The sequence below is a fragment of the Comamonas sp. A7-5 genome, assembly GCF_039581385.1.
Classification (GTDB): domain Bacteria; phylum Pseudomonadota; class Gammaproteobacteria; order Burkholderiales; family Burkholderiaceae_C; genus Comamonas; species Comamonas thiooxydans.
This window is the reverse complement of the sequence record NZ_JBCPWO010000012.1, coordinates 1-23,929: the sequence shown is the minus strand read 5'-3', so window position 1 is coordinate 23,929 and position 23,929 is coordinate 1. Positions and strand designations below refer to the sequence as shown.

The 23,929-nt window shown below is 63.1% G+C and carries 23 protein-coding genes; 12 read left to right on the top strand and 11 right to left on the bottom strand.

All coding sequences use genetic code 11. The features are described 5' to 3' along the window. Positions 1 to 419: 419 nt before the first annotated feature. Positions 420 to 1,469: a BMP family protein gene (locus AAIL67_RS18400; RefSeq protein ID WP_343484537.1), complete on the top strand. Its 1,050-nt coding sequence runs from the start codon at positions 420 to 422 to the stop codon at positions 1,467 to 1,469. Between the two features lie 86 nt (positions 1,470 to 1,555). On the opposite strand, the gene AAIL67_RS18395 is transcribed toward AAIL67_RS18400, so the two are convergent. Beyond that, entirely contained in the window at positions 1,556 to 2,830 is a 1,275-nt protein-coding gene (locus tag AAIL67_RS18395; protein WP_343484536.1) for an NAD(P)/FAD-dependent oxidoreductase, read from the bottom strand. Between the two features lie 50 nt (positions 2,831 to 2,880). Continuing rightward, positions 2,881 to 3,483 (bottom strand): SMI1/KNR4 family protein, encoded by a 603-nt coding sequence (locus tag AAIL67_RS18390; protein WP_045839847.1) that lies wholly within the window; start codon positions 3,481 to 3,483, stop codon positions 2,881 to 2,883. 125 nt (positions 3,484 to 3,608) lie between these two features. Between AAIL67_RS18390 and AAIL67_RS18385 the strand changes: the two genes are divergently transcribed. Then, positions 3,609 to 4,088 carry an acyl-CoA thioesterase gene (locus AAIL67_RS18385; RefSeq protein WP_003069412.1) on the top strand — a complete coding sequence of 160 codons (480 nt, stop codon included), beginning with the start codon at positions 3,609 to 3,611 and terminating at the stop codon, positions 4,086 to 4,088. 51 nt (positions 4,089 to 4,139) lie between these two features. On the opposite strand, the gene cobA is transcribed toward AAIL67_RS18385, so the two are convergent. Genes cobA through AAIL67_RS18370 form a run of 3 tightly spaced genes read right to left on the bottom strand, consistent with a single transcriptional unit; the run spans position 4,140 to position 6,961 of the window. Then, positions 4,140 to 4,940 (bottom strand): uroporphyrinogen-III C-methyltransferase, encoded by an 801-nt coding sequence (gene cobA, locus AAIL67_RS18380; RefSeq protein ID WP_343484535.1) that lies wholly within the window; start codon positions 4,938 to 4,940, stop codon positions 4,140 to 4,142. A 10-nt stretch (positions 4,941 to 4,950) separates the two neighbouring features. Beyond that, positions 4,951 to 5,955 (bottom strand): DNA-binding protein YbiB, encoded by a 1,005-nt coding sequence (gene ybiB, locus AAIL67_RS18375; RefSeq protein ID WP_343484534.1) that lies wholly within the window; start codon positions 5,953 to 5,955, stop codon positions 4,951 to 4,953. A gap of 58 nt (positions 5,956 to 6,013) precedes the next feature. Further along, entirely contained in the window at positions 6,014 to 6,961 is a 948-nt protein-coding gene (locus tag AAIL67_RS18370) for a LysR substrate-binding domain-containing protein (protein ID WP_343484533.1), read from the bottom strand. A gap of 131 nt (positions 6,962 to 7,092) precedes the next feature. On the opposite strand from AAIL67_RS18370, the gene AAIL67_RS18365 reads away from it, so the two are divergent. The 7 genes from AAIL67_RS18365 (at position 7,093) to tsaD (ending at position 13,670) form a co-directional block, all read left to right on the top strand. Next, on the top strand, positions 7,093 to 8,142 hold the full coding sequence (locus tag AAIL67_RS18365; protein WP_343484532.1) for an alcohol dehydrogenase catalytic domain-containing protein: 1,050 nt from the start codon (positions 7,093 to 7,095) through the stop codon (positions 8,140 to 8,142). Further along, positions 8,139 to 8,858: a hypothetical protein gene (locus AAIL67_RS18360; RefSeq protein WP_034409327.1), complete on the top strand. Its 720-nt coding sequence runs from the start codon at positions 8,139 to 8,141 to the stop codon at positions 8,856 to 8,858. Before AAIL67_RS18365 ends, AAIL67_RS18360 begins: the two co-directional genes overlap by 4 nt. A 50-nt stretch (positions 8,859 to 8,908) precedes the next feature. Beyond that, positions 8,909 to 9,877, top strand: a complete 969-nt coding sequence (locus AAIL67_RS18355) for a tripartite tricarboxylate transporter substrate binding protein (protein ID WP_052088303.1) — start codon at positions 8,909 to 8,911, stop codon at positions 9,875 to 9,877. A 134-nt stretch (positions 9,878 to 10,011) separates the two neighbouring features. Next, a complete protein-coding gene (locus AAIL67_RS18350; protein WP_034409321.1) occupies positions 10,012 to 11,058 on the top strand; it encodes a porin in 1,047 nt (348 codons plus the stop codon). 165 nt (positions 11,059 to 11,223) lie between these two features. After that, positions 11,224 to 11,934, top strand: a complete 711-nt coding sequence (locus tag AAIL67_RS18345; protein ID WP_034389452.1) for a DUF937 domain-containing protein — start codon at positions 11,224 to 11,226, stop codon at positions 11,932 to 11,934. A gap of 153 nt (positions 11,935 to 12,087) precedes the next feature. Then, on the top strand, positions 12,088 to 12,543 hold the full coding sequence (locus tag AAIL67_RS18340) for a CBS domain-containing protein (RefSeq protein ID WP_034352679.1): 456 nt from the start codon (positions 12,088 to 12,090) through the stop codon (positions 12,541 to 12,543). An 86-nt stretch (positions 12,544 to 12,629) separates the two neighbouring features. Beyond that, positions 12,630 to 13,670 carry a tRNA (adenosine(37)-N6)-threonylcarbamoyltransferase complex transferase subunit TsaD gene (gene tsaD, locus AAIL67_RS18335; RefSeq protein ID WP_034352676.1) on the top strand — a complete coding sequence of 347 codons (1,041 nt, stop codon included), beginning with the start codon at positions 12,630 to 12,632 and terminating at the stop codon, positions 13,668 to 13,670. 55 nt (positions 13,671 to 13,725) lie between these two features. Here tsaD and wrbA read toward each other — a convergent pair whose 3' ends face one another. Continuing rightward, complete coding sequence (gene wrbA, locus AAIL67_RS18330) at positions 13,726 to 14,328, bottom strand: NAD(P)H:quinone oxidoreductase (RefSeq protein WP_343484531.1); 603 nt, start codon at positions 14,326 to 14,328, stop codon at positions 13,726 to 13,728. Between the two features lie 279 nt (positions 14,329 to 14,607). Then, entirely contained in the window at positions 14,608 to 14,991 is a 384-nt protein-coding gene (locus AAIL67_RS18325) for an Hsp20/alpha crystallin family protein (RefSeq protein WP_034380047.1), read from the bottom strand. Positions 14,992 to 15,082: 91 nt separating this feature from the next. Between AAIL67_RS18325 and AAIL67_RS18320 the strand changes: the two genes are divergently transcribed. Beyond that, complete coding sequence (locus tag AAIL67_RS18320; protein ID WP_034380045.1) at positions 15,083 to 16,375, top strand: branched-chain amino acid ABC transporter substrate-binding protein; 1,293 nt, start codon at positions 15,083 to 15,085, stop codon at positions 16,373 to 16,375. Between the two features lie 68 nt (positions 16,376 to 16,443). On the opposite strand, the gene mltB is transcribed toward AAIL67_RS18320, so the two are convergent. Genes mltB through AAIL67_RS18300 form a run of 4 tightly spaced genes read right to left on the bottom strand, consistent with a single transcriptional unit; the run spans position 16,444 to position 21,704 of the window. Beyond that, positions 16,444 to 17,586 carry a lytic murein transglycosylase B gene (gene mltB / locus AAIL67_RS18315; protein ID WP_034409319.1) on the bottom strand — a complete coding sequence of 381 codons (1,143 nt, stop codon included), beginning with the start codon at positions 17,584 to 17,586 and terminating at the stop codon, positions 16,444 to 16,446. Next, a complete protein-coding gene (locus tag AAIL67_RS18310) occupies positions 17,583 to 19,691 on the bottom strand; it encodes a DUF3488 and transglutaminase-like domain-containing protein (protein ID WP_059441125.1) in 2,109 nt (702 codons plus the stop codon). Before AAIL67_RS18310 ends, mltB begins: the two co-directional genes overlap by 4 nt. Next, positions 19,688 to 20,749 carry a DUF58 domain-containing protein gene (locus tag AAIL67_RS18305; protein ID WP_343484530.1) on the bottom strand — a complete coding sequence of 354 codons (1,062 nt, stop codon included), beginning with the start codon at positions 20,747 to 20,749 and terminating at the stop codon, positions 19,688 to 19,690. Before AAIL67_RS18305 ends, AAIL67_RS18310 begins: the two co-directional genes overlap by 4 nt. A 34-nt stretch (positions 20,750 to 20,783) precedes the next feature. Next, positions 20,784 to 21,704, bottom strand: a complete 921-nt coding sequence (locus AAIL67_RS18300; RefSeq protein ID WP_034380034.1) for an AAA family ATPase — start codon at positions 21,702 to 21,704, stop codon at positions 20,784 to 20,786. A gap of 36 nt (positions 21,705 to 21,740) precedes the next feature. On the opposite strand from AAIL67_RS18300, the gene AAIL67_RS18295 reads away from it, so the two are divergent. Together AAIL67_RS18295 and AAIL67_RS18290 are read left to right on the top strand one after the other, a co-directional pair. Next, the gene (locus tag AAIL67_RS18295; RefSeq protein ID WP_003053043.1) at positions 21,741 to 22,700 is read left to right on the top strand and encodes a histone deacetylase family protein; all 960 of its coding nucleotides are present in this window, start codon (positions 21,741 to 21,743) and stop codon (positions 22,698 to 22,700) included. Between the two features lie 21 nt (positions 22,701 to 22,721). Next, complete coding sequence (locus AAIL67_RS18290) at positions 22,722 to 23,498, top strand: enoyl-CoA hydratase (protein ID WP_034380031.1); 777 nt, start codon at positions 22,722 to 22,724, stop codon at positions 23,496 to 23,498. Positions 23,499 to 23,929 lie beyond the last annotated feature (431 nt).

Here is a 23,929-nt window from a genome sequence, read left to right as displayed (position 1 = left end):
ACTTTTTAACTAGTATGGCCGACGGGGTAATGCCAGCAAAGTCGAGCATTATAGACCAAGACTTGGTCTGCGTCTTGAATGGGGCGTGAAGCAATTCGGCGTCGGTCGCGCGTGCATGGTTTTGCGGCAGCAGGCAGGGCGTTGTCGCAGACCAGATTCAGGCACCGCCATTGTGCCTTTTGGACTATCGGCGGGTTCAAGTCGCGTGCATTGCGGAGCGAGGCCGGATGCGCAATGCAAGAGCACGGTGCTGCCCAGGCGCCAGGACAGCCGAGCCCGGCGCTGGGGTTTCTTGGGAGTATCGTGTGCACGGAAATTGCATACAGTTTGAGGGCTTTATTTCGTAACCGAGGTCAAGGAATAAGTGGGTTTCGTGCCTGTGCGCGTCGCTGTTTTTCTGTGTTCAAGGAGCTTCCATCTTGTCCAGCGCTTCTCATTTCTCATTTATTTCGCGTCGCCAATGGATGGCTTCGGCCGTGGCCGTGCCGGGCTTGCTGGCATTGACGGCCTGTGCCGGCAGGGCCGGAGTTTCCGGGCCTTCCGCATCCGGCGGTTCCCTGGTGGTGGGCGGTCTGTTTGCGGGCTCGCGCAGCGACAAGGGCTTTATGGAGGCCGGCTGGCGCGGCCTGGAAAAAGCACGCCAGGAGCTGGGCGTGCAGACCCGCTTTCTCGACGGCATGGCGCCCAGAAAGGAGTTGCTGGTGCCGGCTCTTACACAGCTTGCGGAGCAGGGGGCGCAGCTGGTGATTGCCCATGGCGGGCAGAACAATCAGGCCGCAGCCGAAGTTGCGGCGCGCTTCCCCAGGACCCAGTTCGTCGTGACCCAGGGCGCGGTACAGGGAGGCAATCTCTGCAGCTATGACGTGCTGCAGGAAGAGTCGGCCTATCTGGCCGGCGTGCTGGCAGCGCTGACCACCAAAACCGGTGTGGTTGGCCATATGTCGGGCATTCGCGTGCCCCCGGGGCTCAAGGGGCGTGCTGCCTATGCGGCCGGTGTGCGCGATACCGACCCCAGGGTCAAGCTGCTGACGAACTTCTCGGGCGATCAGGACGACAACGCTTTGTCGCACCGCATTGCCAAGGCCCAGATGGCTGCCGGTGCCGATGTGATCTTCACCATGCTCAACTCCGGCCGCGATGGCGTGACTCAGGCCTGCCGCGAAGCGGGCACGCGCCAGATTGGCAATGTGATTGACTGGACCACGGTGGACCCGCAGGTGTTCGTCGCTTCCGCCTGGGCCGATGTGGGCATTGGCGCGTTCTTGGCCGTCAAGGACATGCAGGAGCGCGGTGCGCCCGGCCCGGGTATTCGCAAGATTGGCCTGAGCGATCCGGCTGCCGTACGCCTGACCATGGGCCAGGGCGTGGCCGCCGCTGTGCGCGAGCGCGTGGCCAAGGCGTCGGCTGCCATCGCCTCGGGGCAGCTCAAGGTTCCCGAGCACTATGAAGGCAAGGAGTTTTCTGCCTGACCGGATGGTGCGCCGGAGGCGCTGGCAGCAAAAAGGATGACTCAACCATCCTTTTTTCATGGGGCAGGCGCTTCGGTTCCAGTCGCTCAAGCCATGACCGATTGCTTTTCCGCCATGGCCTGGGCGCAGGCGGCGGCACTGGCCCAGGCCCACTGGAAGTTGTAGCCACCCAGCCAGCCGGTGATGTCCACCACCTCGCCGATAAAGTACAGGCCCGGTCGGCTCTTGCATTCCATGGTTTGCTGGGACAGCACCTTGGTGTCCACGCCGCCCAGCGTGACCTCGGCTTTTTTATAGCCCTCGGTACCCGTGGGAGTGATCTCCCAGCGCGACAGCTGCTCGGCTAGTCTGGCCAGGGCCTTGTCGCTGGCCTCGTTGATGGGGCGTTGCAACTCGGGCATGCGGCTGACCCAGGCATCGGCCAGGCGCGCGGGCAGGTGGGCGGCCAGCTCGTTGGCCACAAGCTTGCGCGAGTGGAGCTTGGCCTGGGCCAGCACCTCGGCCAGATCCACGCCAGGCAGCAGATTGATCTGCAGCGGGGTGCCGGGCTTCCAGTAGCTGGAGATTTGCAGTACCGCAGGGCCGGAGAGGCCGCGATGGGTGAACAGCAAATCCTCGTGGAAGCTCATGCGCTCCTTTTTACTGCCGGTGCTGATTTCCACGGGCAGGGCCAGACCGGCCAGGCCCGCGTAGGGTTGCCAGCCTTCGCCGTCGAAGGTCATGGGCACCAGGCCAGGCGTGCGCTCGATCAGCGGCAGATCGAACTGCTGGGCCAGGCGGTAGCCGAAGTCGGTGGCGCCTATCTTGGGAATGCTCAGGCCGCCGGTGGCAATGACCAGATTGGTGGCCTCTACCAGGCCACGATCGGTTTCAATCTGATAGCTGCAATCGCTTTCTGTGTCTTGGTTTGACGGCGAAAGCACTACTTTCTTGACCTGGCAAGGTTGCCAGCGCTGCACGCCGCCCGCGCTGCACTCGGCCAGCAGCATGGCGATGATGTCCTCGGCCGAATGGTCGGCAAACAACTGGCCTTTGTGCTTTTCGTGGTGGGCAATGCCATGCCTGTCCATCAGCGTGATGAAGTCGGCAGGCGTGAAGCGCGAGAGGGCCGAGCGGCAGAACTGGGGGTTCTGCCCCACAAAATGCTTGTGCGGCGCACGCACGTCCAGATCGCGGTTGGTGAAGTTGCAGCGTCCGCCGCCCGAGATGCGGATCTTCTCGGCCACCTTGGGCGCATGATCGATCAGCAGCACCTTCAGGCCCTGCTGGCCGGCCTGGGCCGCGCAGAACAGGCCGGCGGCACCGGCGCCGATGATGATGGCGTCAAAAATCTGGAAGGGGACCTGTGAAGAGGAGGACACGGCAGGCAGGGCGATGGAGCAAGAACAAGGCCGCGATTGTCCCAGATGCCTCAGATTTTGGGCTCGTCCACTACAAAGCCCCAGAAACCGTCGTCGCAGTGAATGCAGCAGGCCGTAAAGTGATTCAGGTCACTGGCGTGAAACCAGATCAGGCCCAGCTTGGAGTCGCACAGTGCGTCGGCCTGATCGGCGAGGCTGAGTGCCGCAATATGCTCCAGCTCCATATCGCCGAAGAATTCCTGCAGATCGCTGGCGCCCAGAAAAAGGTCGTGGTCCAGACTGCCGATCTTTCCTTTGTGCCGACCGTGCAGAACTTCCACAAATGGGTTGCCCCCCTGGTCGTGGCCAATGGCTACGAACCAGCGGGCCAGCAGAAATTCGGACTGCACGGTTTTCAGGTCTTCCTGATGCTGTTGCGCGCCAAAGCTGAAGAGGTCGGCAAAGTTGGCGTGGCTTTCGCTGGCAATCTCGGTGCTGTCATGAAGATAGCTGGCGTGGTCTGAGGCCTGTTCCAGCGCATACATGGAAAAGCCGTTCTGTGTGATCAGAAACTGCGCATAAGCATCTGAGAAGCCAATGTGTGCCTGCAGCGCTGCAACTTCCTGTGCGCTGGCGGCAGGCTGGCCGAAGGGGTTGGGAAACAGAACTTGCAAGACGCACTCCTGAGACTTACAGCACGGTGTAAGTCGGTACTTGTTTATATCTGCAGCCCATTGTCCCATTGGGGTATGCGCAAGGGTTCAGCGTGCGTCCCGGATCACTTCTAGAATCGCGCCCCATGAATACACCATCCCACCAGCTGAGCATGACCGTGCTCATGTCGCCTGACATGGCCAACTTCTCCGGCAATGTGCACGGGGGCGCCATCTTGAAATTGCTGGACCAGGTTGCCTATGCCTGCGCCAGCCGCTATGCGGGCCGCTATGTCGTGACGCTGAGCGTGGATCAGGTGATGTTTCTGCAGCCTATCCACGTAGGTGAGCTGGTGACTTTTCTGGCCAGCGTGAACCACACCGGCAAGTCCTCCATGGAAATCGGCATCAAGGTGATTGCCGAGGAGATTCGCAGCCAGGTGGTGCGCCACGTGAACAGCTGCTTCTTCACCATGGTGGCCGTGGACGATGACAAAAAGCCTGCCCCCGTGCCTCCGCTGCAGCTCGAAACCGACGAGGAAAAGCGCCGCTGGGACGCCGCCATCATCCGAAAGGAACTGCGCAAGGAGCTGGCCGAGCGCTTCGCCGAGACTCGTACGCCCTGAGTCGGGTCGCCGCTAGCCCGGGTTGCGGGACAGCCCGGGGGCGGTCCAGTCTCAGGCGGCCGCTGATTGCGGCAAGGCTTGAGGCTGGTTCTGCCAGGCGGCAATGCCCTGGACCACGTCGCCGACGACGATGATGCTGGGGCTGCCCAGCTGATGCTCGGCAATGCTCTGCGGCAAATCCTTCAGCAAAGTCAGCGCATGGCGCTGCTGCGGCAGGCTGGCATGCTGGATCACGGCAACGGGCGTGCTGCCTGGCAGGCCGCTGAGCAACTCGCTGCTGATGCGCTCCACGCTGCTCACTCCCATGTAGATCACCAGCGTCAGCTTGGCCGCATGGGCCGTGGCGGCGATCTGGCGCCAGTCGGGGCCGCTGTCGCCGGGTTTGGCATGGCCGGTCATGAAAAGCACGCCATGCGCGCGGTCGCGGTGGGTCAGCGGGGCGCCCAGGCTGGTCAGGCCCGCGAGACCGGAGGTGATGCCGTTGATGACATCCACCTCGATACCGGCCTCACGTAGATGTTCGACCTCTTCGCCGCCACGGCCAAAGATGAAGGGGTCCCCGCCCTTGAGGCGCACCACGCGTTCGCCGTCCTGCACGGCGGCAATCATGAGCTTTTCGATAAAGGCCTGGGGAGTGCTCTTGCAGCCGCCGCGCTTGCCCACATAGACCACGCGGGCACTGGGCGAGGCGTGGCTCATCACATCATCGCTGACCAGATCGTCGACAAACAGCACGCTGGCTGCGGCAATGGCCTTGGCGGCCTTGATGGTCAGCAGCTCGGGGTCGCCGGGGCCGGCACCCACCAGGGTGCAGGAGCCGCGCTGATTGGGGTTGTGGGAAATGGCAGTCATTGTGGGGGTCTCAGTCGGGGCTGCGGTTATAGGCTTGCAGTGCGGCGCGGCTGGCGGCAGCGCCGGCATCGGTGACCTGCATGGCCTGGTGCAGGGCTTGTATCTGTTCCAATTGTTGCGCGATCGGCGTCGGCACAGGCAACTGGCCGTTCAGAATGTCCAGCGTCAGCCGGGCTGTCTGCTCGGCATTCAGATCTTGTTCCGGGGCACTGATCTCGGTGCCGGATGCGAGCTGGCTGCTGTGCAGGGAAGAGCGCTCAAAGCAGATTTCTCCGGCAATCACACCCGTGCTCACGGGTTCGCGGTGGGGGGCGGCCACAGCCTCGCCTTCCGTGCCGCGCACCAGCAGCGCACTGGTTGCGCGCAGGGCCAGCGTCTGGAGCATGGGCTGGGCATAGGCCGGGTGGGTGTAGCTGGCCAGCACCAGCCCGGACTGCGCGGTGCTGCTGCCATGGATAGGGTCCAGCAGTTTGACGATGCTGTGCGCGGGGTTGCGCAGGCCCATCTGGCGGCGAATCTGCAGCAGCCGATCCAGCGGCGCCAGCAGGTGACGGGTCTGCATCCAGACCTTGTCGCCAGGCTCCAGAGCGACGGGGCGCTCGATGGCCGTCCAGCCCAACTGCCGCCACACCTGGTCCGTGCCCAGGCGCTTGTCTTCGGTATGGCTGCCGTGCACCAGCACCGGCAGGCCTTGCTGCGCCAGCAAACCAGCCAGCAGCGGTGTGAGGTTGGCCAGCTTGCGCGAGCCGTTGTAGCTGGGGATGACCACCACGGGCTGGGCCTTATGGGCCTGCGGCCACACGGGCAGACGTTGCTGGGTGGCGTCGAGAAAGCCTGCCAGCTCTTCGGCGCTTTCGCCCTTGAAACGCATGGCAATGCAAAAGCCGCCCAGCTCCAGATCGCTGACCTTGCCGTCCAGCACCTGCCCCATCAGATCGCAGGCCTGGGCCCGCGAAAGAGAGCGCGCGCCCTTGGTGCCGCGACCGATTTCCTTGATGTAGTGGCTGATGCTCATGATTAACGTAATTGTCGCTATAAAAACCATGAGTTGTCAGACGATTTGGTTATATAAATCAAACCGGCTGTGCTCGAGACTCCGTCGCTCCCTGTTGCGCCAGCTGTGCAGCCAGGGCCTGTAGCTGGGATTGCGCGAGCTGGGCGACAAGGTCCAGCATCGGGTTGCTCTTGAGCGCTTCGGCAGACGCTAGGACGGCGAGCCGGCTGACCTGGCGCGAAGCCCGAAGCGGCCGGAACACGATCTGCTCGCGGTGGAACATCGCGAAGGATGCCGGCACGATGGCCACGCCCAGACCGCAGGCCACGAGTGCCAGCACATTCACCAGCTGGCCAGCCTCGTGGCGTATCAGCGGAGTGAAGCCGGCCTCGGCGCACAGCGCGACAGTGCGGTCGAAGTAGTCAGTGTCCTGATAGCGGGTGAAGCCCACAAAGGGCTGATGCACGGCTGCTTGAAGATCCAGCATTCCACTGCCTTCGGCCAGAGGGTGCGAGGCCGGAACTGCCAGGCAGTAGGGGTCATCGATGCTGGCCAGCTCAAGCTCGTCGGCCTCTCTGTGCCCGGGGCGGGCAAAGCCGAGTTCCAGCTCGCCCTGGCGCAAGGCCCGTTGTTGCTGCGAGGAAATCATTTCACGGGCTTCGATCTGCACCTCGCAACCTGCCTGTGCCACGGCCCGCAGCAAGCCGGGCAGCAGTGACTGCATGGCCGAGGGAACCAGCCCCAGGCGCAGCACGGTCTGGCTGCTGCGCTCTCGTTCGCGCGCGCGCAAGGGGGCTTGCTCGGCACGCGCCAATATGACGCGCGCATCTTCCAGCAGCGACTCGCCCGCAGCGGTGAGTTGCATGCCGCGCGGCAGGCGGGTGAAGAGCTGCGTGCCGACCTCATCCTCGAGTTGCTTGAGCTGCTGCGACAACGGCGGCTGGGCGATGAATAGCTTGCGGGCGGCCCTGCTGACGTTGCCCTGCTCGGCAACCGCCACGAAATAGCGCAGATGTCTCAGTTCCATGCCTGAATAAATCCATATTTAGAAAGTATGAGTTTTATACTAAATCAGTGTTGGACATATGAATGAAGGGCGGCAACACTGCCGATCCTGTTCGTTCTGAGATGCATGTCCACGCATGCATTGCCTCTCTCATGCAAGCCTTGCAAAAAACCGAGTCCGCCAAGGGACTGAAGCTCAACGAGGTCGATATGCCGTCGCCTGCCGCAGGTGAGGTGCTGCTGCGGGTTCATTCCACCGGTGTCTGTGGTACGGATCTGCATATCGATGCCTGGACGGCGAGCTATCACTTTTTGCAGGCCGCGCTGCCGGTGACCGTGGGTCACGAGTTCAGCGGCGAGATCGTGGCCAGAGGCGAGGGGGCCGAGCATCTGCCCCTGGGCCAGTTGATGGCCGTGCGGCCTTCGGTCACCTGCGGCAGATGCCCCAGTTGCAGTGCCGGCGACTTCGATGCCTGCACCACCCGTCGCGGCATCGGTGTCATGCGCCATGGCGGCTTTGCCGAGTATGTGGCCGTGCCCCTGCGCAATTGCGTGGTGATTCCACACGGTGTGGACCCCGAGGTTGCCGCATTGGCCGAGCCGCTGTCGGTGAGCTTCGAAGCCGTGCGCACGGGCAATGTCCAGCCCGGCGATCGCGTGCTGATCCTGGGGCCCGGCAATATCGGCCAGGGCATTGCGCTGTTTGCGCGTGCCGCGGGGGCGACCCAGGTGGTGGTGGCCGGCCATGGCGATGCCGCGCGGCTGGAGGTCCTGCGCTCCATGGGGTTCGAGGATTTGCTGGACTTCGAGGGGCAGGACATCGACGAAGCCCTTGCCGCGTATACGCAGCAAGCTCTCTTTGACGTGGTGATCGAAGCCACCGGGGCGGCGGCCGTGCTGGCGCCGGCCCTGCGAGCGCTCAAGACCCACGGTGTGCTGGTGATTGCCGGCATTCATTCCGCTCCCGTGCCGCTGGATCTGACGGCCCTGGTGCGACGTCATCAGCAGCTGCGCGGCTCCTATCGCGCGCCCGAGCGCTGCTGGCTGGAAGTCGTTGAATTCATGCAGACCCATCAGGATCAACTGCGCCTCATGATCACCCATCGCGTGCCGCTTGCGCAGGCCGGGCAGGGTTTTGAGCTGGCTCGCGCGCGGCTGGCGAGCAAGGTGCTGATTCAACCCGGCGCGGGTTCTGCATCATGAGCAGCGCCTTTCTGGCCTTGTGGAACGATATCGACCGGCCTGAGGCTCGCGCAGAATACGAGGCTTGGCATGCCCTCGAGCATGTTCCCGAGCGCGTGGGTTTGCCAGGCTTTGTCTACGGCCATCGCTATGTCGGCGCCTGCGGATACTTCACGCTCTACGGTCTTGAGTCTCTGGCGGCCCTGGACTCTGCCGAGTATGCAGATGTGATCGCCAATCCCACGCCCTGGTCGGCACGCATGAGGCCGCGCCTGAGTGCTTTCATGCGCAGGCCCTGCCTATTGCAGGTCCAGGCTGGAGCATCCAGCGGTGCGGCGCTGACGACGCTCAAGGCCGTCACCACCGATGCGCAGGCCTGGGCCGCGCAGGCAGCCCGCTGGGCGGAGCAGGCGGTGCGGCAAGGGCGTCTGCTGCGTGTCACGGCGGGCGTGGTGCCTGTGGAGCGTTGCTTGCACTACCCCGTTGGCGGGGAGCGCATTGTCGAGCAGGCCCAGGGGGAAGTCACGGTGGTCATGCTGGCCGAGCATCTGGATGGACCGGCATGCGCCCAAGGCAGCCAATGGTGGGCCGACCGAATGCAGGCGCATCACCTCGAAAAGCCGCAGCAGCGGGACTTTGTCCTGCAAACCCGGGTGTACCGTTCGCAGCTTGCCCTGCCCGCCAGCGGACGCCTGCCACCGATGATGGAACTGATGGCTGGATACGCCGATTGTTGATCCGAGACTGAGACCGAGATTCTGGAGACATGAAGATGACAAAAAAATCGATGCCCGTGCGCCGGGCTGCCCTGCTGCTGTGCGCCGCTGCCTGCCTGCCCTTGGTGGCTCAGGCCCAGGGCAAGGCTGACTGGCCCACCCGCCCCATACGTTTGATCGTCGGCTATGCCAGCGGCTCTTCGCCCGATGTGCAGGCCCGATTGCTGGCCGAGCCCCTGACCAAGGCCCTGGGGCAGCCTGTGGTGGTGGAGAACAAAGGGGGCGCCAGCGGCAATATCGGCGCCGACGCCGTGGCCAAGGCCGGCGACGGCCACACCATAGGCGTGATCGGCAACGGCCCGTTGACCAGCTCCAAGTTTCTCTACAGCAAGCTGCCCTACGATGCTATCAAGGATCTCGCACCGCTGGCCATGATCGGCTCGGCCCCTCTGGTGCTGGTGGCTCCCAAGTCCATGGCTGCGAATGCGGGCGCCTATTTCAAGGCGCTCAAGACCGGGACCCAGGGCAACTACGGCTCGGTGGGCACGGGGTCCGGCGGCCACCTGGGCGTGGAGCTGATCAAGGAAGCCATGGGCCTGAATCTGCAGCATGTGCCCTATAACGGCGGTCCTGCCGTGGTCAACGCCTTGATGGGCGATCAGGTGCAGATGGCCTTGCTGCCGGCCTCCACCGTCATGCCCCTGGTCCAGTCCGGCAAGCTGGCCGCCCTGGCCGTGAGTTCCAGCAAGCGCAGCCCGCTCGCGCCCGGCGTCCCGGCCATGCCCGAGATTGGTGCCGGCAATGTGGACATCGAAGTCTGGAATGCGGTCATGGCACCGGCCTCCATGCCTGCAGAGCATCGCGCCAAGCTGGCCGCGGCCTTGGAAAAGATTCTTCATGCTCCCGATATCCGCAGCAAGCTGCTTGCCCAGGGCTGGCGCATCGACGATACCAGCGCCGCCTCGCTGGCCAGGCGCATCGAAAACGATGCACGCATCTACGGCAGCCTGATCACGCAAAAGAACATCCGCCTCGAATGAGCGCGGCCGGCGCCATCTGAGGCGTCGGACTCCCACACGGTGTCCCCGCAACTGCGGCGGATGCTGCTGTCAGCGGCTCGATAGCGGTAGGACTCTGCCGCGAGCCCCATCCATTATTAAAAAAGAGAGACTTCATGACATCCTTGCAATCGGGAGGCTTGGCCGTGGCCGCTGCCTTCATCTCCACATGCTCGCTGGCTCAGGCCCAGACCGCAGCGCCCGCCACATCCCAGCTCACGCTGTACGGTGTGGTGGACATGGCCGCCGAGTCGGTGTCCACCGGCGCGGGTCGCACCCTGCGCGCGGAAAGCGGTGTCCTGGCGGGCTCGCGCTGGGGTGTTCGCGGGACTGAGGATCTGGGCGGTGGCCTGCGTGCGCTGTACGTGATGGAGGCCGGACTGAATGCCGATACCGGCGAGCGCGGTCAAGGAGGGCTGGCCTTCGGTCGGCAGATCTTTGTCGGCATGGGCGGCGACTGGGGTCAGCTGACGGTAGGTCGCCACTACACCACGTTTCATACCTCGCTGGCTTCCTATGCTCTGACGGGCCTGATCTGGGGCAACGCCGCCAACTATTTCCGTGACGGCACGGTGCTGCGCGCCGACAACTCGCTGCGCTTTCAGTCGGCTTCCATGGCGGGACTGGTGGTGCGGGGCATGTACTCGTTCGGGGAAAACGCCGGCACCAGTGTGGGGCGCCAGTTCGGCGGCTCGCTGGACTACACGCGCGGTCCCTGGAGCTTGGGGGCCTCGCTGTGGGAGCGTCGCACCACGGCCCAGAACACCGACCGCTATCGCTTGCTGGGCGGCTCCTATGACTTCAAGGTGGCCAGGGCGGCCTTGCTGCTTTCCACCCGCGAAGATGATCTACCGGATGCAGCCAGCAAGCGCGGACGCTTCTTTGAAGCCAGCATGACCATACCGGTCAGCACGGCAGGGCAGGTGCTGCTGTCCTATGGGCAGTTCCAGGGGCGTGCGCGTGCGAACAGCGATGCCCGTGCCCTGAGCGTGCGCTACGACCATGCGCTGTCCAAGCGCACCAAGCTGTATGCGGGTGTCTCCGCAATCCGCAACGAGGCCGACGCAGCGTTCACCATCAACAGCGCCAGCAATGCCGGACCTTCGGTTCCCAAGGGCAGCAGGCCACGCTCGCTGCTGGTGGGCATCTCGCACTCCTTCTGAGACAAGCCGTCACCGGACGCTGCGGCCTGCAGGAGGCCCTGTCCAGGGCGCGGGCCGCCTCAATGGTCTATAGCCCGGGAGGGGCTTGCGTAGTGAATGAACATTGATCACATTTCGGGACGCAGGGCGCGCGTACCATGTGCGCTGTTTTTGAGGAGTGTTGAAATGACCGCTAACGCATCTTTGACCGACGAACTCATGGGCCAGCTGCAGGGCGCTCCCATGCAGGGTCTGGCCCAGCAGCTGGGCATCGACTCTGTGCAGGCCGAGCAGGCCGTGGGTGTGGCGCTGCCCATGCTGTTTGGTGCGCTGGGCCAGAACACGGCCCAGCCTCAGGGAGCTGCCGATCTGTTCGGTGCGCTGCAGCGCGATCACAGCAGTGCCAATGGAGCGATGGATATGGGAGGGCTGTTGGGCGGGCTCGGTGGCCTGCTGGGCGCAGCGGGCGGTGGCGCCGGTGCGGCTGGCGGCCTGGGTGGGCTGGGCAGCATTCTGGGCTCGGTGCTGGGAGGCGGCTCCGGTGCCGGTAACTCGCAGCTGGATGCAGGTGCCATCCTGGGCAATATCTTTGGCGGTCAGCAGCAGCAGGCCGAGTCCCGGCTGGGTCAGGCCACGGGCCTGGGTGGCAATGCAGGTCAGTTGCTGGCCCTGCTGGCTCCGCTGGTGATGTCTTTTCTGGCCAATCGGGTCCAGACGCAGGGCATGGGGGCCGGCGACCTGGGCAATGCCCTGGATCAGGAGCGCGGCCAGATCCAGTCGCAAGGCGGTGCGGCAGGAGGCATCCTCGGCAGCCTGCTCGATCAGAATGGCGACGGCAAGCTTGATGCCGGAGATCTGTTCAAGCTGGGCGCGGGACTGCTGGGCGGTCGGCGCTGAGCCCGGATTGAGTGACAGTATCAAGGCAGCTTTGGCTGCCTTTTTTGTTTTTGTATACGGGCATAGCCTGATTGCCGCAATGCAGCAGGATTCTCACACTGGTCATGTCGTCATGCGTTTTGCATGACAGGCCGATCCAGAAAGGAGAACCAGATGACGACCGTCGCCGAAATTCTGCGCACCAAGGGCAACAGCACTATCTACAGCGTTTCTCCCTCCGACACCATGCTGGCTGCACTGCAGCTCATGGCGGAAAAAAGCATTGGCGCACTGCTGGTGCTGGAAGGTGGCGAGATCGCGGGCATCGTGACCGAGCGCGACTACGCGCGCAAGATCGCTTTGCAAGGGCGAAGCTCGGCCAGCACGCGCGTGGACGAGGTTATGACGCGCAAGGTGCATTGCGTGCTGCCGCGCCAGACCAGCGAGGAGTGCATGTCACTGATGACCAGCAATCGCATGCGCCATCTACCCGTGATCAACGAGACCCGCGAGCTGCAGGGGCTGATTTCGATTGGTGACATCGTCAAGGAAATCATCTCGGCCCAGCAGTTCACGATTCATCAGCTGGAACACTATATTTCCGGGACCCCCAATGTGAATCAACCGTAGGATGCTATGAATTGAATAGCGAAGGCGGGCAGGGCTAATGCCCGCCTTTTCTGCATCTGGAGGGCGCAAGTCCTACACTTGCGGCCATGAGTTTGCTGATCCTGGGAATCGAATCCTCTTGTGATGAAACCGGTGTGGCCCTGGTGCGCACGCCGGACGGTCAAGGTGTGCCCACCTTGCTGAGTCATGCGCTGCACAGCCAGATTGAAATGCACCGCGCCTATGGCGGCGTGGTGCCCGAGCTTGCCAGCCGTGACCATATTCGCCGTGTGCTGCCGCTGACCGAGAAGGTGTTGGCCGAATCCGGAGAGCAGCTCGAAAATGTCGATGTGATTGCCTTTACGCGCGGACCCGGTCTTGCCGGGGCTTTGCTGGTCGGCTCCGGTGCAGCCTGTGCCATGGCAGCCGCGCTGGACAAGCCTGTGCTGGGCGTGCACCACCTCGAAGGCCATCTGCTCTCGCCTTTCCTGAGTGCCGACCCACCGGAGTTCCCGTTTGTGGCCCTGCTGGTCTCGGGGGGGCACACCCAGCTCATGCGTGTGGACGGCGTGGGCGAATACGAAATCCTCGGTGAAACCATCGACGATGCTGCGGGCGAGGCTTTCGACAAATCGGCCAAGCTCATGGGCTTGCCCTATCCGGGCGGTCCCGTGCTCTCGAAGCTGGCGGAGGGCGGCGATCCTCAGGCCTTCAAGCTGCCTCGCCCTTTGCTGCATTCGGGTGACCTGGACTTTTCGTTTGCCGGCCTCAAGACGGCTGTGCTGACCCAGGCCAAGAAGCTGGGTGAAGAGCTGGAAGCGCGCAAGGCCGATCTGGCCGCCAGCACGCAGGCCGCGATTGTGGATGTGCTGGTCAAGAAAACCATGGCTGCACTCAAGCAGACCGGCATGAAGCGGGTGGTGGTGGCGGGAGGTGTGGGTGCCAACAAGCAGCTGCGCGAACAGCTCAATGAAGCCTGCGCCAAGCACAAGATCCGCGTGCATTACCCCGAGCTGCATCTGTGTACCGACAACGGCGCCATGATTGCCATGGCTGCCGCCATGCGGATACAGGCGGGACGCGAGCAGGCCCTGCATGAATACGCGTTTGATGTGAAGCCGCGCTGGCCGCTGGATTCGCTCAGGTGAGTCCGTACAGCAAAAAAGCAGCCCAGGTGGCTGCTTTTTTCATGGTTGCCTGCGTTTATCCGGCCAGCTTTACGGCCAGTTTCGCTACGTTCTGGCCCTGGTAGCGGGCAATGCTCAGCTCGTCGGGATGAGGCTGGCGCGAACCATCGGCACCCGCAATCGTCGAGGCACCATAAGGCGAGTTGCCGCCCTTGACCGCGCTCAGATTGGTCTGTTCGGGCAGCGGATAGCCCAGCGGCACGATGATCATGCCGTGATGGGCCAGTGTCGCCCAGGTGGTAGTGGCCGTCATTTCCTGGCCGCCGCCGGTGCCGGTCGAGGTGAAGACACTGCCGATCTTGTTGATCAAGGCCCCCTTGACCCAGAGACCGCCGGTCTGGTCGAGAAAACTGCGCATCTGGCCCGGCATATTGCCAAAGCGCGTGGGCACGCCAAACAGGATGGCGTCGTAGCTGGCCAGCTCGGCGGGGCTGGCGACCTCTGCGGCCTGATTGGCCTTGCCGCCTGCGTTCTTGAAGACATCCTCGGGCATGGTTTCGGGCACGCGCTTGACGGTGACCTCGGCACCGCTGACGCTGCGGGCGCCTTCGGCCACGGCCTGAGCCATGGTTTCGATATGTCCGTACATGGAGTAGTAGAGAACCAGCACTTTCGCCATGGGTGAATTCCTCAAGCGGGGGTTGGAAAGCGGTGCAGCAATGGCGCACCCGGCTGAACCCACAGTGTAGGAATTCAAGATGGCGGCGCGACACGCACCGGCAGTCTGCGCCTGTAGGCCAAAGCGCCGAATCAGCTCAACTCCCGGAATCGGCCATGGCATTGGCATGAAAAAAGCCCGCAACGCCAAGGCAGTGCGGGCTTTGTGCTTTCCGGCCGACCTCTTGCTAAGAGGAGATGGAAGAAAGGATGAGGCTGGCCGGTCGGCGTAAACCAGCGCTTATTCGATGCTCAGCGTCACGGCCTTGCTCTGGGGCTCGAGCTTGGCCAGGGTCAGCGTCAGCACTCCATGCTCGAGCTTGGCCTTGCTGTTGGCAGCATCGATTTCATGGCCCAGATCCCAGGTGTATCTGACCTGGCGGGCAGCGCCTTCCACGCTTTCGAGCTTGACGACAGAGCCTTCCAGCGAGAGTTTGAGTTGCTCGCGTGCCAGGCCTGGCACATCCAGGGTCAGGGTCGTGAATTGGTCGTCGCGGCTGACTTGAACCTGGCGTTGTACGGGGCTTGCAGCGCCCAGGGTTTCCTGCAGAAAACGTTGCAGGGCCAAGTCGGCGGCGCGAGGGGATACAAAGGTATTACGGCTCATCACAGGGGCGAAGAACATGGTGTTTAACTCCTTTAAACTGCGCGGCTTGCGTTGTTGCCGCTTGATTCATAGGTAGGTGGTGGCAAGCGCATTTCAAGAGGTTTTTTTGATGAATAAATTGCGTCGTGATGTCTTGAAATACCTGCAGTTGCCACTACTATGCGCGCCGTTCGGCATTGCTGGCGCTGCTGTGGCTGCAGCCAATGCCAAGCTTGCGCAACCCATCAGGCTGGCACTGGTGGAGAGTCTTTCGGGCCCGTTTGCAAACACGGGCGAGGCCGTGTTCCGCAATCTGCTGTGGGCGACCGAGCGGGTGAACGCGCGCGGCGGTGTGAGCCTGGCCGACGGTCCGCATGAGCTGGTGATAGAGCGCTATGACAGCAAGGGCCAGAACGAAGAGGCGCTGTCGGCGCTGCGCGCGGCCATAGACAGCGGTGCGCGCATCATCATGCAGGGCAACTCGTCGGCCACAGCGGCGGCGCTTCTCGACGCCATCGACAAGCACAACAGCCGAGACCCTTCGCGCCGTGTGCTGTATCTGAACTATTCGGCCGTGGACCCGGCGCTGACCAACGAGCGCTGCAGCTTCTGGCATTTCCGCTTCGATGCCCATGCCGATATGCGCATGGCTGCGCTGATGGAGGTCATCAAGGACGACAAGGCCGTACACAGTGCCTATCTGATCGGGCAGGACTACAGCTTTGGCCAGGCCGTGCTGCGCGAGGCAAGGCGCCAGCTTGGCGTGCAACGGCCCGATGTGCGCATCGTGGGCGACGAGTTGCATCCCGTGGGCCGCGTCAAGGACTTTGCGCCCTATGCGGTCAAGATCAAGCAAAGCGGTGCCCAGGCCGTGATCACCGGCAACTGGGGCAATGATCTGATGCTGCTCGTCAAGGCTGCGCGCGAGGCAGGCTATGAAGGGCGTTTCTACACCTTCTACGGCAATGCACTGGGCGCTCCGGCGGCCTTGGGTGATGCCGGTGTGGGCAAGGTGCTGGCAGTGGCCGACTGGCTGCCCAATGTGCCCACGGCCGAGAGCCGCGCCTTCTACCAGTCCTTCCGTCAGCGCTTTCCCAGGCCGCAGGACGACTATGTGCATATGCGCATGCAGCTCATGATCGAGGCTCTTGCGCAGAGCCTCGAAAAAGCCGGCAGCACGGACACCGTCGCCGTGGCCCACGCCATGGAGCATGCCAGGGTCCAGATGGCGGGCCGCTCGGGCAGCATGCGGGCGGCAGACCACCAGTTTCAGCAATCGCTGGTGGTTGGCATGATGGAAAAAAGAGGCAGCGCAGGCGTGGACTTCGATGTGGAAGGCTCGGGCTACGGCTTCAAGGTAGTGCGCGAGATTGCTGCGGCCAGGGCAGAGATGCCTGGTCAGTGCCAGATGAAGCGCTTTTGAGTGGCCGGAGAACTATCGAATCAATAGCTGCCAGCGCTTGTTGGAAATGCGCTGCAGCTCGAATGAATCTAGTTGCGTGTGGCAGAGGCGGTCTGGCTGGCCAGATAGGCTTCATGTACCTCGCGCCCCAGCTCTATCACCGACAGCGCATAGAACGCCGACCAGTTGTAGCGCGTGATGGCGTAGAAGTTCTCGGTACCCGCGATGTACTCCGTGGGGCCGGAGCTGCCGTTTTTCAGCTCGATCAGTGCCAGCGGACGCTCATAGTTGTCGGCGCCCAGCACACGTACTTCACGTTCTGCCATCTGCGCGGCAGTGAATGTGGGGTTGATATCGGGTGCGAGCAGGATTGCCAGATTCTCACCCTGGGCGCGCATGTCCACGGTAAAGGCTGTGGGCAGGCCTGGCTTCCAGCCATGGCCGACGAAGTAGTTGGCGACCGAGCCGATGGCGTCGGTGGCGCTGTTGAACAGGTCTATGCGACCATCACCGTCAAAGTCGACCGCGTACTTGTCCCAGCTGGTGGGCATGAACTGACCCAGGCCCATGGCGCCGGCATAGCTGCCGCGTAGCTCAAACGGGTCACTGCCCGTGCGGCTGGCCGTGACCAGCACCTGCTCGAGCTCGCCACGGAAGTAGTCGGTGCGGGCCTGGGCGCGAGGGTGGGATTGCGGAAAGTCCAGTGCCAGCGTGGCCAGGGCATCCATCACGCGAAAGTTGCCCATGTTGCGGCCGTAAATGGTTTCCACGCCGATGATGCCGACAATGATCTCTGCGGGCACGCCGAACTGCTGCTCGGCACGCGCGAGCGCCTGGTGGTTGGCCTGCCAGAACTTCACGCCGGCGCGTATGCGCACGGGGTCGATAAAGCGGCTGCGGTATACCGTCCAGTTCTTCACAAAGGTCTTGCCGGCCGGCGTCATCAGGCGTGTGACTACGGGCAGGTTGCGCGCTTCGCTCAGCTGCGCACGCACCCAGTCGACAGGCAGATCGCGGCGGACTGCGATTTCTTCGGCCAGTTGCATGGCGTCGCCCCGACCGGCATAGGCCACGGCCGTGGCGGCTGCAGCCGTGGCTACGGCAGCCGGTGCTGCCTTGCGGACGGCTTTTTTGGCCGGTGCGGCGATGACGCTGGCGGTCAGCAGGCACAGGGCCAGAGTACTCAGTGTTTTAGCTTTGAGGTGCTTGCTGTTATTGAGGGTGATGCTCATGTTTTATTTCTTGAGGGATAGGGCCAGCGTTGCTTCCGGATGGACAGCCAGCGTCGGCGCAAGGACTTCAATTCGGTGACTTCGGTATTGGAGGATGGCGCATAGCGTAGCCTTTCCATGTCCAGCAGCCAGTCGGATACGGCCGTAGCCAGGGGTGCGGATGCAGATTCCTTGGCCCAGCTCTCCTGCACGCGGCGCGACAGGCTGCGCGCGGAGTCGCTGGCACCGCTCGCTATGCCTGCGCGCTGCAGCCGCAGTCTGGCAGCGTGCATGAGCTGGCTCCAGCCGTCGCGTTGCGGACGTGTGGCGCGGGCCCAGATCAGCCACAGCAGCGCCAGAGCGCTCAAGCTGCCCGCCAGCAGGCGCAGCAGATCCGTCCAGCTTGGCGATTCGAAGCCCAGGCTCTGCAGCAGATTGAGCTGACGGCTTTGCGTGTAGTTGATTACCCACTGGTTCCAGCGGTTGTTGACGGCCTCCCAGACGGCGCGCAGCTTCTCCAGCGTGCCGGTATCGACGAAGTTGCCAACGGCGCTGGCAAAGGCACCGGGGGGAGGGCTCAGGCGCTGGAACTGGCCGACCCGGCTGGGTGCGACAGCGCCCGTGGGATCCACGCGGACCCAGCCCCGGCCGGCAATCCAGACCTCGGTCCAGGCATGGGCATCGCTGTTGCGCACGGTCCAGTAATTGTCCACGCTGTTGCGGTCGCCGCCCTGGTAGCCGGTCACGATGCGCGCGGGCACTCCCATGCTGCGCATGAGCACGGCAAAGGCTGAGGCGATGTGCTCGCAAAAGCCTTGCTTGCTGTCAAACCAGAAGTCATCGGCGGTGTGGTCGCTGTCGACCACGCCGGGCTCCAGTGTGTAGGTGTAGCCGCCGGTTTTCAGGCGCTGCAGGGCGGAGGCGATCAGCCTGTCCGTATCCGCGCCGGCGCCCGGCTGGGCGCGCAATTCGGCCTGCAAATGTTCGCCCAAAGCCTGTGTGCGTGGGTTGCTGCCGGCTGGCAGCTGCAGATAGCGCTTGAGCTCTGGAGTAAGCTGCAGCGGCCCATGACTGAAGTCGAGATGGCTTTGGGCATCGACACGCAGCACATCGGTAATCGGGCGCCAGCTCAGCCACTGGAGGCTGGAGCTCATGCGAAGCCTGCCTACCGAGGCGCCCGGCGGAATCTGCGGTTCGGTCTTGGCGGCATCCAGCAGGGTCAGCCAGCGACGCTTGCTCGGCTCGATCAGCATCTGGTAGTGAATGGGTTCACCGCTCACGCGCAACTGAGGCATGGCCATGGCGTCGAGCACAGGGTCGGCCTGCCAACGGCGGCCATCGAACTGGCTGAGAACCGGGCCGCGAAAGTACAGGGCGTTGGCCGGCGGCTCTTTGCCCTCGGGGGTATCGAAACGGATGCGCAGGGCCACGCTGTCGTCCATGGCCAACGAGGCGACCTCGCCCACGCGCATGCTTTCGGACAGGCCCGAACGCCCGGCCATATCATCGGATGGCACGCCCCATAGCGGTGTCATGCGCGGAAAAAACAGAAACAGCGACACCATCACGGGCGCTCCCCAGAGCGCGAGCCAGCCTGCAGTGCGCAGAGCCTGTGTCAATGGAGGCTTGCCGGCCGTCATATGGGCGTTGACCAGGGCTGTGAGCAGGCCCATCAGCCCGAGCACCATGGCCATGGCTGTGGGCAGGGACTGCGAATAGAAAAAGTTGCTGAGCAGTACAAAAAAACCCAGAAAGAACACCACCATGGCATCGCGCCGCGCGCGCAGCTCCAGTGTCTTGAGCGCCAGCAGCATGACGACCAGGGTCACGCCGGCATCGCGGCCCACAATCGTTTTGTGCGTGGCCCAGGTCGCTCCAATGGCGATGGTCAGTACGCCCGCCAGCACCCAGCGGCTGGGCAGGGGGGCGCTGGTCAGTGCCAGGCGTGCGCGCCACAGCAACAGGACTGAGGCAAAGGCGCTGGTCCACCAAGGTGTGTGCTGAACCTGAGGCAGCATGATCCAGGCGATGACGGCGAGCAGAAACAGCGTGTCCCGTGCATCGCGCGGCAGGGCAGTCAGGCGCTGCAGCCAGCTGCTGCCGGCGGAAGAGGCGGTTGCTTTCATGGACAGGCGGCCAATGCTTCGAGGCAGCGCGTGGTGTGCTGTACACCGCTGGCCGGCGCGATTTCCTGGCCTCCGGGCAGGCGTAGGCCCCAGGTACGGCCTTGCTGCTGAGCCATCAGCACCCAGGCGGCAAGGCGCGACAACCGCGCCTCATGGTCGGCCAGGCCGGTATGGCGCGCATCGAGCCAGAGACGGTGATGGTGGGCCATGGGCCGGTCGCGGCTGACCAGTTGGTGGCTGCCTGCGGCAAAGGACTGAGCCGCTTTCTTCCATACCACCAGCTTGAGCGGGTCGCCAGTCTGATAGCTGCGCACGCCATCGAATTCATCACCGCTGCGTACCTGGGCGCTGCTGCGGCCGCCGGCTTCGGGGCTGGCGGCTGGCAGCGGCGGGGCATGGGTTTCAGGTGCGGGATAGACCCAGACCAGGGTTTGGGGCCGCCACAGAGCCCAGACGCGAAATGCGCCCAGCGGGTAGCGCGTGAGTATGGAGATGGCGGGCAGCTCCTGCCGGCCGCGACGTGTGGGCATGAAGCTCAGCTGCACGGCGGTGCTGCCCTGCTCGGGAATGTCGACCCAGGTCCAGGCATCAGAGTGATCGGTGTTGTGCCGGGTCTTGTGCAATGCGAGACCTATGCCCCAGCGACGCGAGCGGCGGGCATTGTGCAGGCTGATATGCATGGGGCAGGGCGCATGGGCAAAGCAGCCGCCCGACGCGTTGCCTTGAGTACCTGCGCCGCTGAGGCTCAACTGCAGACCGCGCAGATTGCCATGGCCCACAACCATGCTGGCGGTCGCGCTGCCTGCCAGCAAGAACGTGAGCAGGTAGCCGAGGTTGAGCTGGTAGTTGATGGCAGCAATCAACAGCACGATCAGCGTGGCCAGCATGGCCCAGCCCGCGCGCGAGGGGAGGATGTAGACATTGCCCTGGGTCAGCGTGAGCTGGTCGCTGCGCGGCAGACGTGCAAACATCCACTCGCGCACCCTGGCGCGGGGCGAGAGCCGCTGGAAGATATTGGAAGTCTCTGGCTGCTCGCCCTTTGATGCCGAGCGCTTCATGCTATGAAATTCATGACGAAATACATCGGCAGCATCAAGATAGCGGTACGGCTTGCATCATGGCGCGCACCTGCTCCACGGCACCACGGCCTGCATGGCCCACGGGAACCAGACGGTGGGCAATCACCTGGGGCAGTATGGCTTGCACATCGTCGGGCGCCACATAGTCGCGGCCTTCCATCAGCGCGATGGTCTTGGCCGCACGTAGCAGCGCGATGCCTGCGCGTGGTGACAGGCCCTGGGCAAACCACTGGCCGTTGCGTGTGGCGGCAATCAGATCCTGCACATAGTCGAGCAGGGCGTCGCTGGCATGCACGGCCAGAGCAGCAGCCTGCAGTTGCTGCAGCTGCTGCTGGGAGATGACGGGCAGCAGTGCATCGGCAGCGGCGCGCCGGCCATTGCCCGCGAGCAGCTTGCGCTCGGAATCGCGCGAGGGATAGCCCAGGCTTATGCGCATGAGAAAACGGTCCAGCTGGCTTTCGGGCAACGGGAAGGTTCCCAGCTGCTCCAGAGGGTTCTGGGTGGCAATCACAAAGAAGGGGGCGGGCAGGCTGTGGGTCTTGCCTTCGGTCGTGACCTGGCGCTCCTCCATGGCTTCGAGCAGCGCACTCTGGGTCTTGGGGCTGGCACGGTTGATTTCGTCGGCCAGCAATACCTGAGCAAACACCGGCCCGGGATGGAACACAAAAGCCTCTTGTCCGCGATCGTAGATGGAGACCCCCGTGAGGTCGCTGGGCATGAGGTCGGCAGTGAACTGCACACGAGAGAACTGCAGGCCGAAACTGCGTGCCAGCGCATGGGCCAGGGTGGTCTTGCCTACACCAGGAACGTCTTCGATCAGCAAGTGACCGCCTGCCAGCAAACAGGCGACACCGTCTCTGACCTGATCCGGCTTGCCCTCCATCACCGTGTTAAGCTGACTCAAAAGCGCATTAATTGTGTTCTGTGCATGCATGGCAGAAACATATCCTAAATAAGCGATAGCGGAGACATGACTGTGGGCAAGACAGGTTATTTCACCCACCGGGATTGCTGGTTGCATGAGATGGGGCCGGGCCACCCTGAATGCCCGGCGCGGCTGGATGCGATAGAGGACAGGCTGCTGGTCAGCGGCGTGGGCGATGCGCTGGAGCGCTGCAATGTGCCGCTGGCATCATTGGCCGAGATCGAGCTGGCGCATGACCCCATGCATATTGCCGCCCTGCAGGGCCTGACCGACCGGCTGGAGCAGGAGCTGGCAGCTGGCGGGCCCGAGCATAGGCAGCTCGACACAGATACCTCCATCAACCGCCACACCTTCAAGGCCGCACTGCGTGCTGCAGGGGCCACACTGGCTGCTACCGATGCCGTGCTGGCCGGTGAACTGGAAAATGCCTTTTGCAGCGTGCGCCCGCCTGGTCACCATGCCACGCGCAACCAGGCCATGGGTTTTTGCTTTTTCAACAATGTGGCCGTGGGCGTCAAGTATGCGCTGGAGCGCCACCATCTCAAGCGCGTGGCCGTGATCGACTTTGATGTACATCACGGCAACGGCACGGAAGACATCCTGGCCGGTGATCCGCGCGTGCTGATGTGCGGCATCTTCCAGCATCCCTTCTACCCGTTCAGCGGCGACAAGGACCCGGCCTCCAATATGCTCAACGTGCCCGTGGCCGCTTACACAAAGGGCATGGACATTCGAGAGATCATCGAGATGATGTGGATTCCGCGCCTCGAAGCATTCAAGCCCGAGATGATCTTCATCAGCGCCGGCTTTGATGCGCATCGCGAAGACGATATGGGCCAGCTCGGCATGACGGAAAACGACTTTGCCTGGATCACCACTCGCATCAAGGACATCGCACGGCGTTTTTCCAAGGGTCGCATTGTTTCCTGCCTCGAAGGCGGTTACGTAATGGACCCGCTGGCGCGCAGCGTGGAAGCACATCTGCGCGTATTGGCCGATATCTAGTCCGAAAGCAGGGTGACAGCAATGAGCGATTCCTTGGTACAACTGAGTCAGGACGAGCGCGGCGTGGCACGCATCACGTTGAGCGACGCGCAGCGTTTCAACGCCTTGAGCAGTGAAATGCTCATGGCCCTGCAGTCGGCGCTGGATGCCGTGGCCAAGAACGAGCAGGCGCGTGTGGTGGTGCTGGCCGCCCAAGGCAAGGCCTTTTGCGCCGGGCATAACCTCAAGGACATGGCGGCCCATACGGAGCTGGCTTACTACCAGCAGCTGTTTGCCCAGTGCAGCCGCATGATGCTCTCGATTCAGAAGCTGCCTGTTCCCGTCATTGCAAGAGTACAGGGCATCGCAACGGCAGCAGGTTGCCAGTTGGTGGCGCAGTGTGATCTGGCCGTGGCCAGCAGCGAGGCTCGCTTTGCCACCAGCGGCATTCAATACGGCTTGTTCTGCTCCACGCCCAGCGTGCCCTTGGTGCGCAACATGCCGATCAAACAGTCCATGGAAATGCTGCTGACGGGTGAGTTCATCGATGCGCAGACGGCTCTGCACTACGGTCTGCTCAATCGCGTGGTCGAGCCGGAGCGGCTCGATGCCGGGGTGGAAGAGCTGGTGTCTGCCATCGTGAGCAAGCCCCGGGTGGCCATCAGAATGGGCAAGGAGCTGGTCTATCGCCAGCGTGAAATGGGCCTGGAGTCGGCTTATCAGCTGGCGAGTCAGACCATGGCTACCAATATGCTGGATGCCGACGCGCAGGAAGGCGCTCAGGCTTTTGCTCAAAAGCGCCGGCCTCGCTGGCGCTAAACCCTGGATTTGCGCTCCCCGGCCTTCGTTGTTGGGCAGGCGGAGCTGCGTGGATGGCGTCGTTCACAGCGCGGAGTCTTGTGTTTTCAGCCCGTCCATTTGAACGACGAAGCCGCTTTCTGGCAGTGTTACCGTGAGGCCTATCTGGATGCAGGCATGGCACTGATGGACTCAATTCCTAGGTTTTACCCTGATTTGACCCATCTGAGACCCATGATTTCGCAAGGCTTGTGCATAAAATTGAACGGTCGTTCTTTTTTATGCCATTCCACCTGCGAAGGCTGCTGCACAGATCTCCGGGCAGATTGTCTGGAAAATTGTGCAGAGAGTGTTGCGGTGCCGCATAAAATGAATCCAGTTTACGTAAACGTCAATGCAGTAATCATTAAGGAGCCGCAGCAATGAAGGTATTGGTCCCTGTCAAGCGCGTG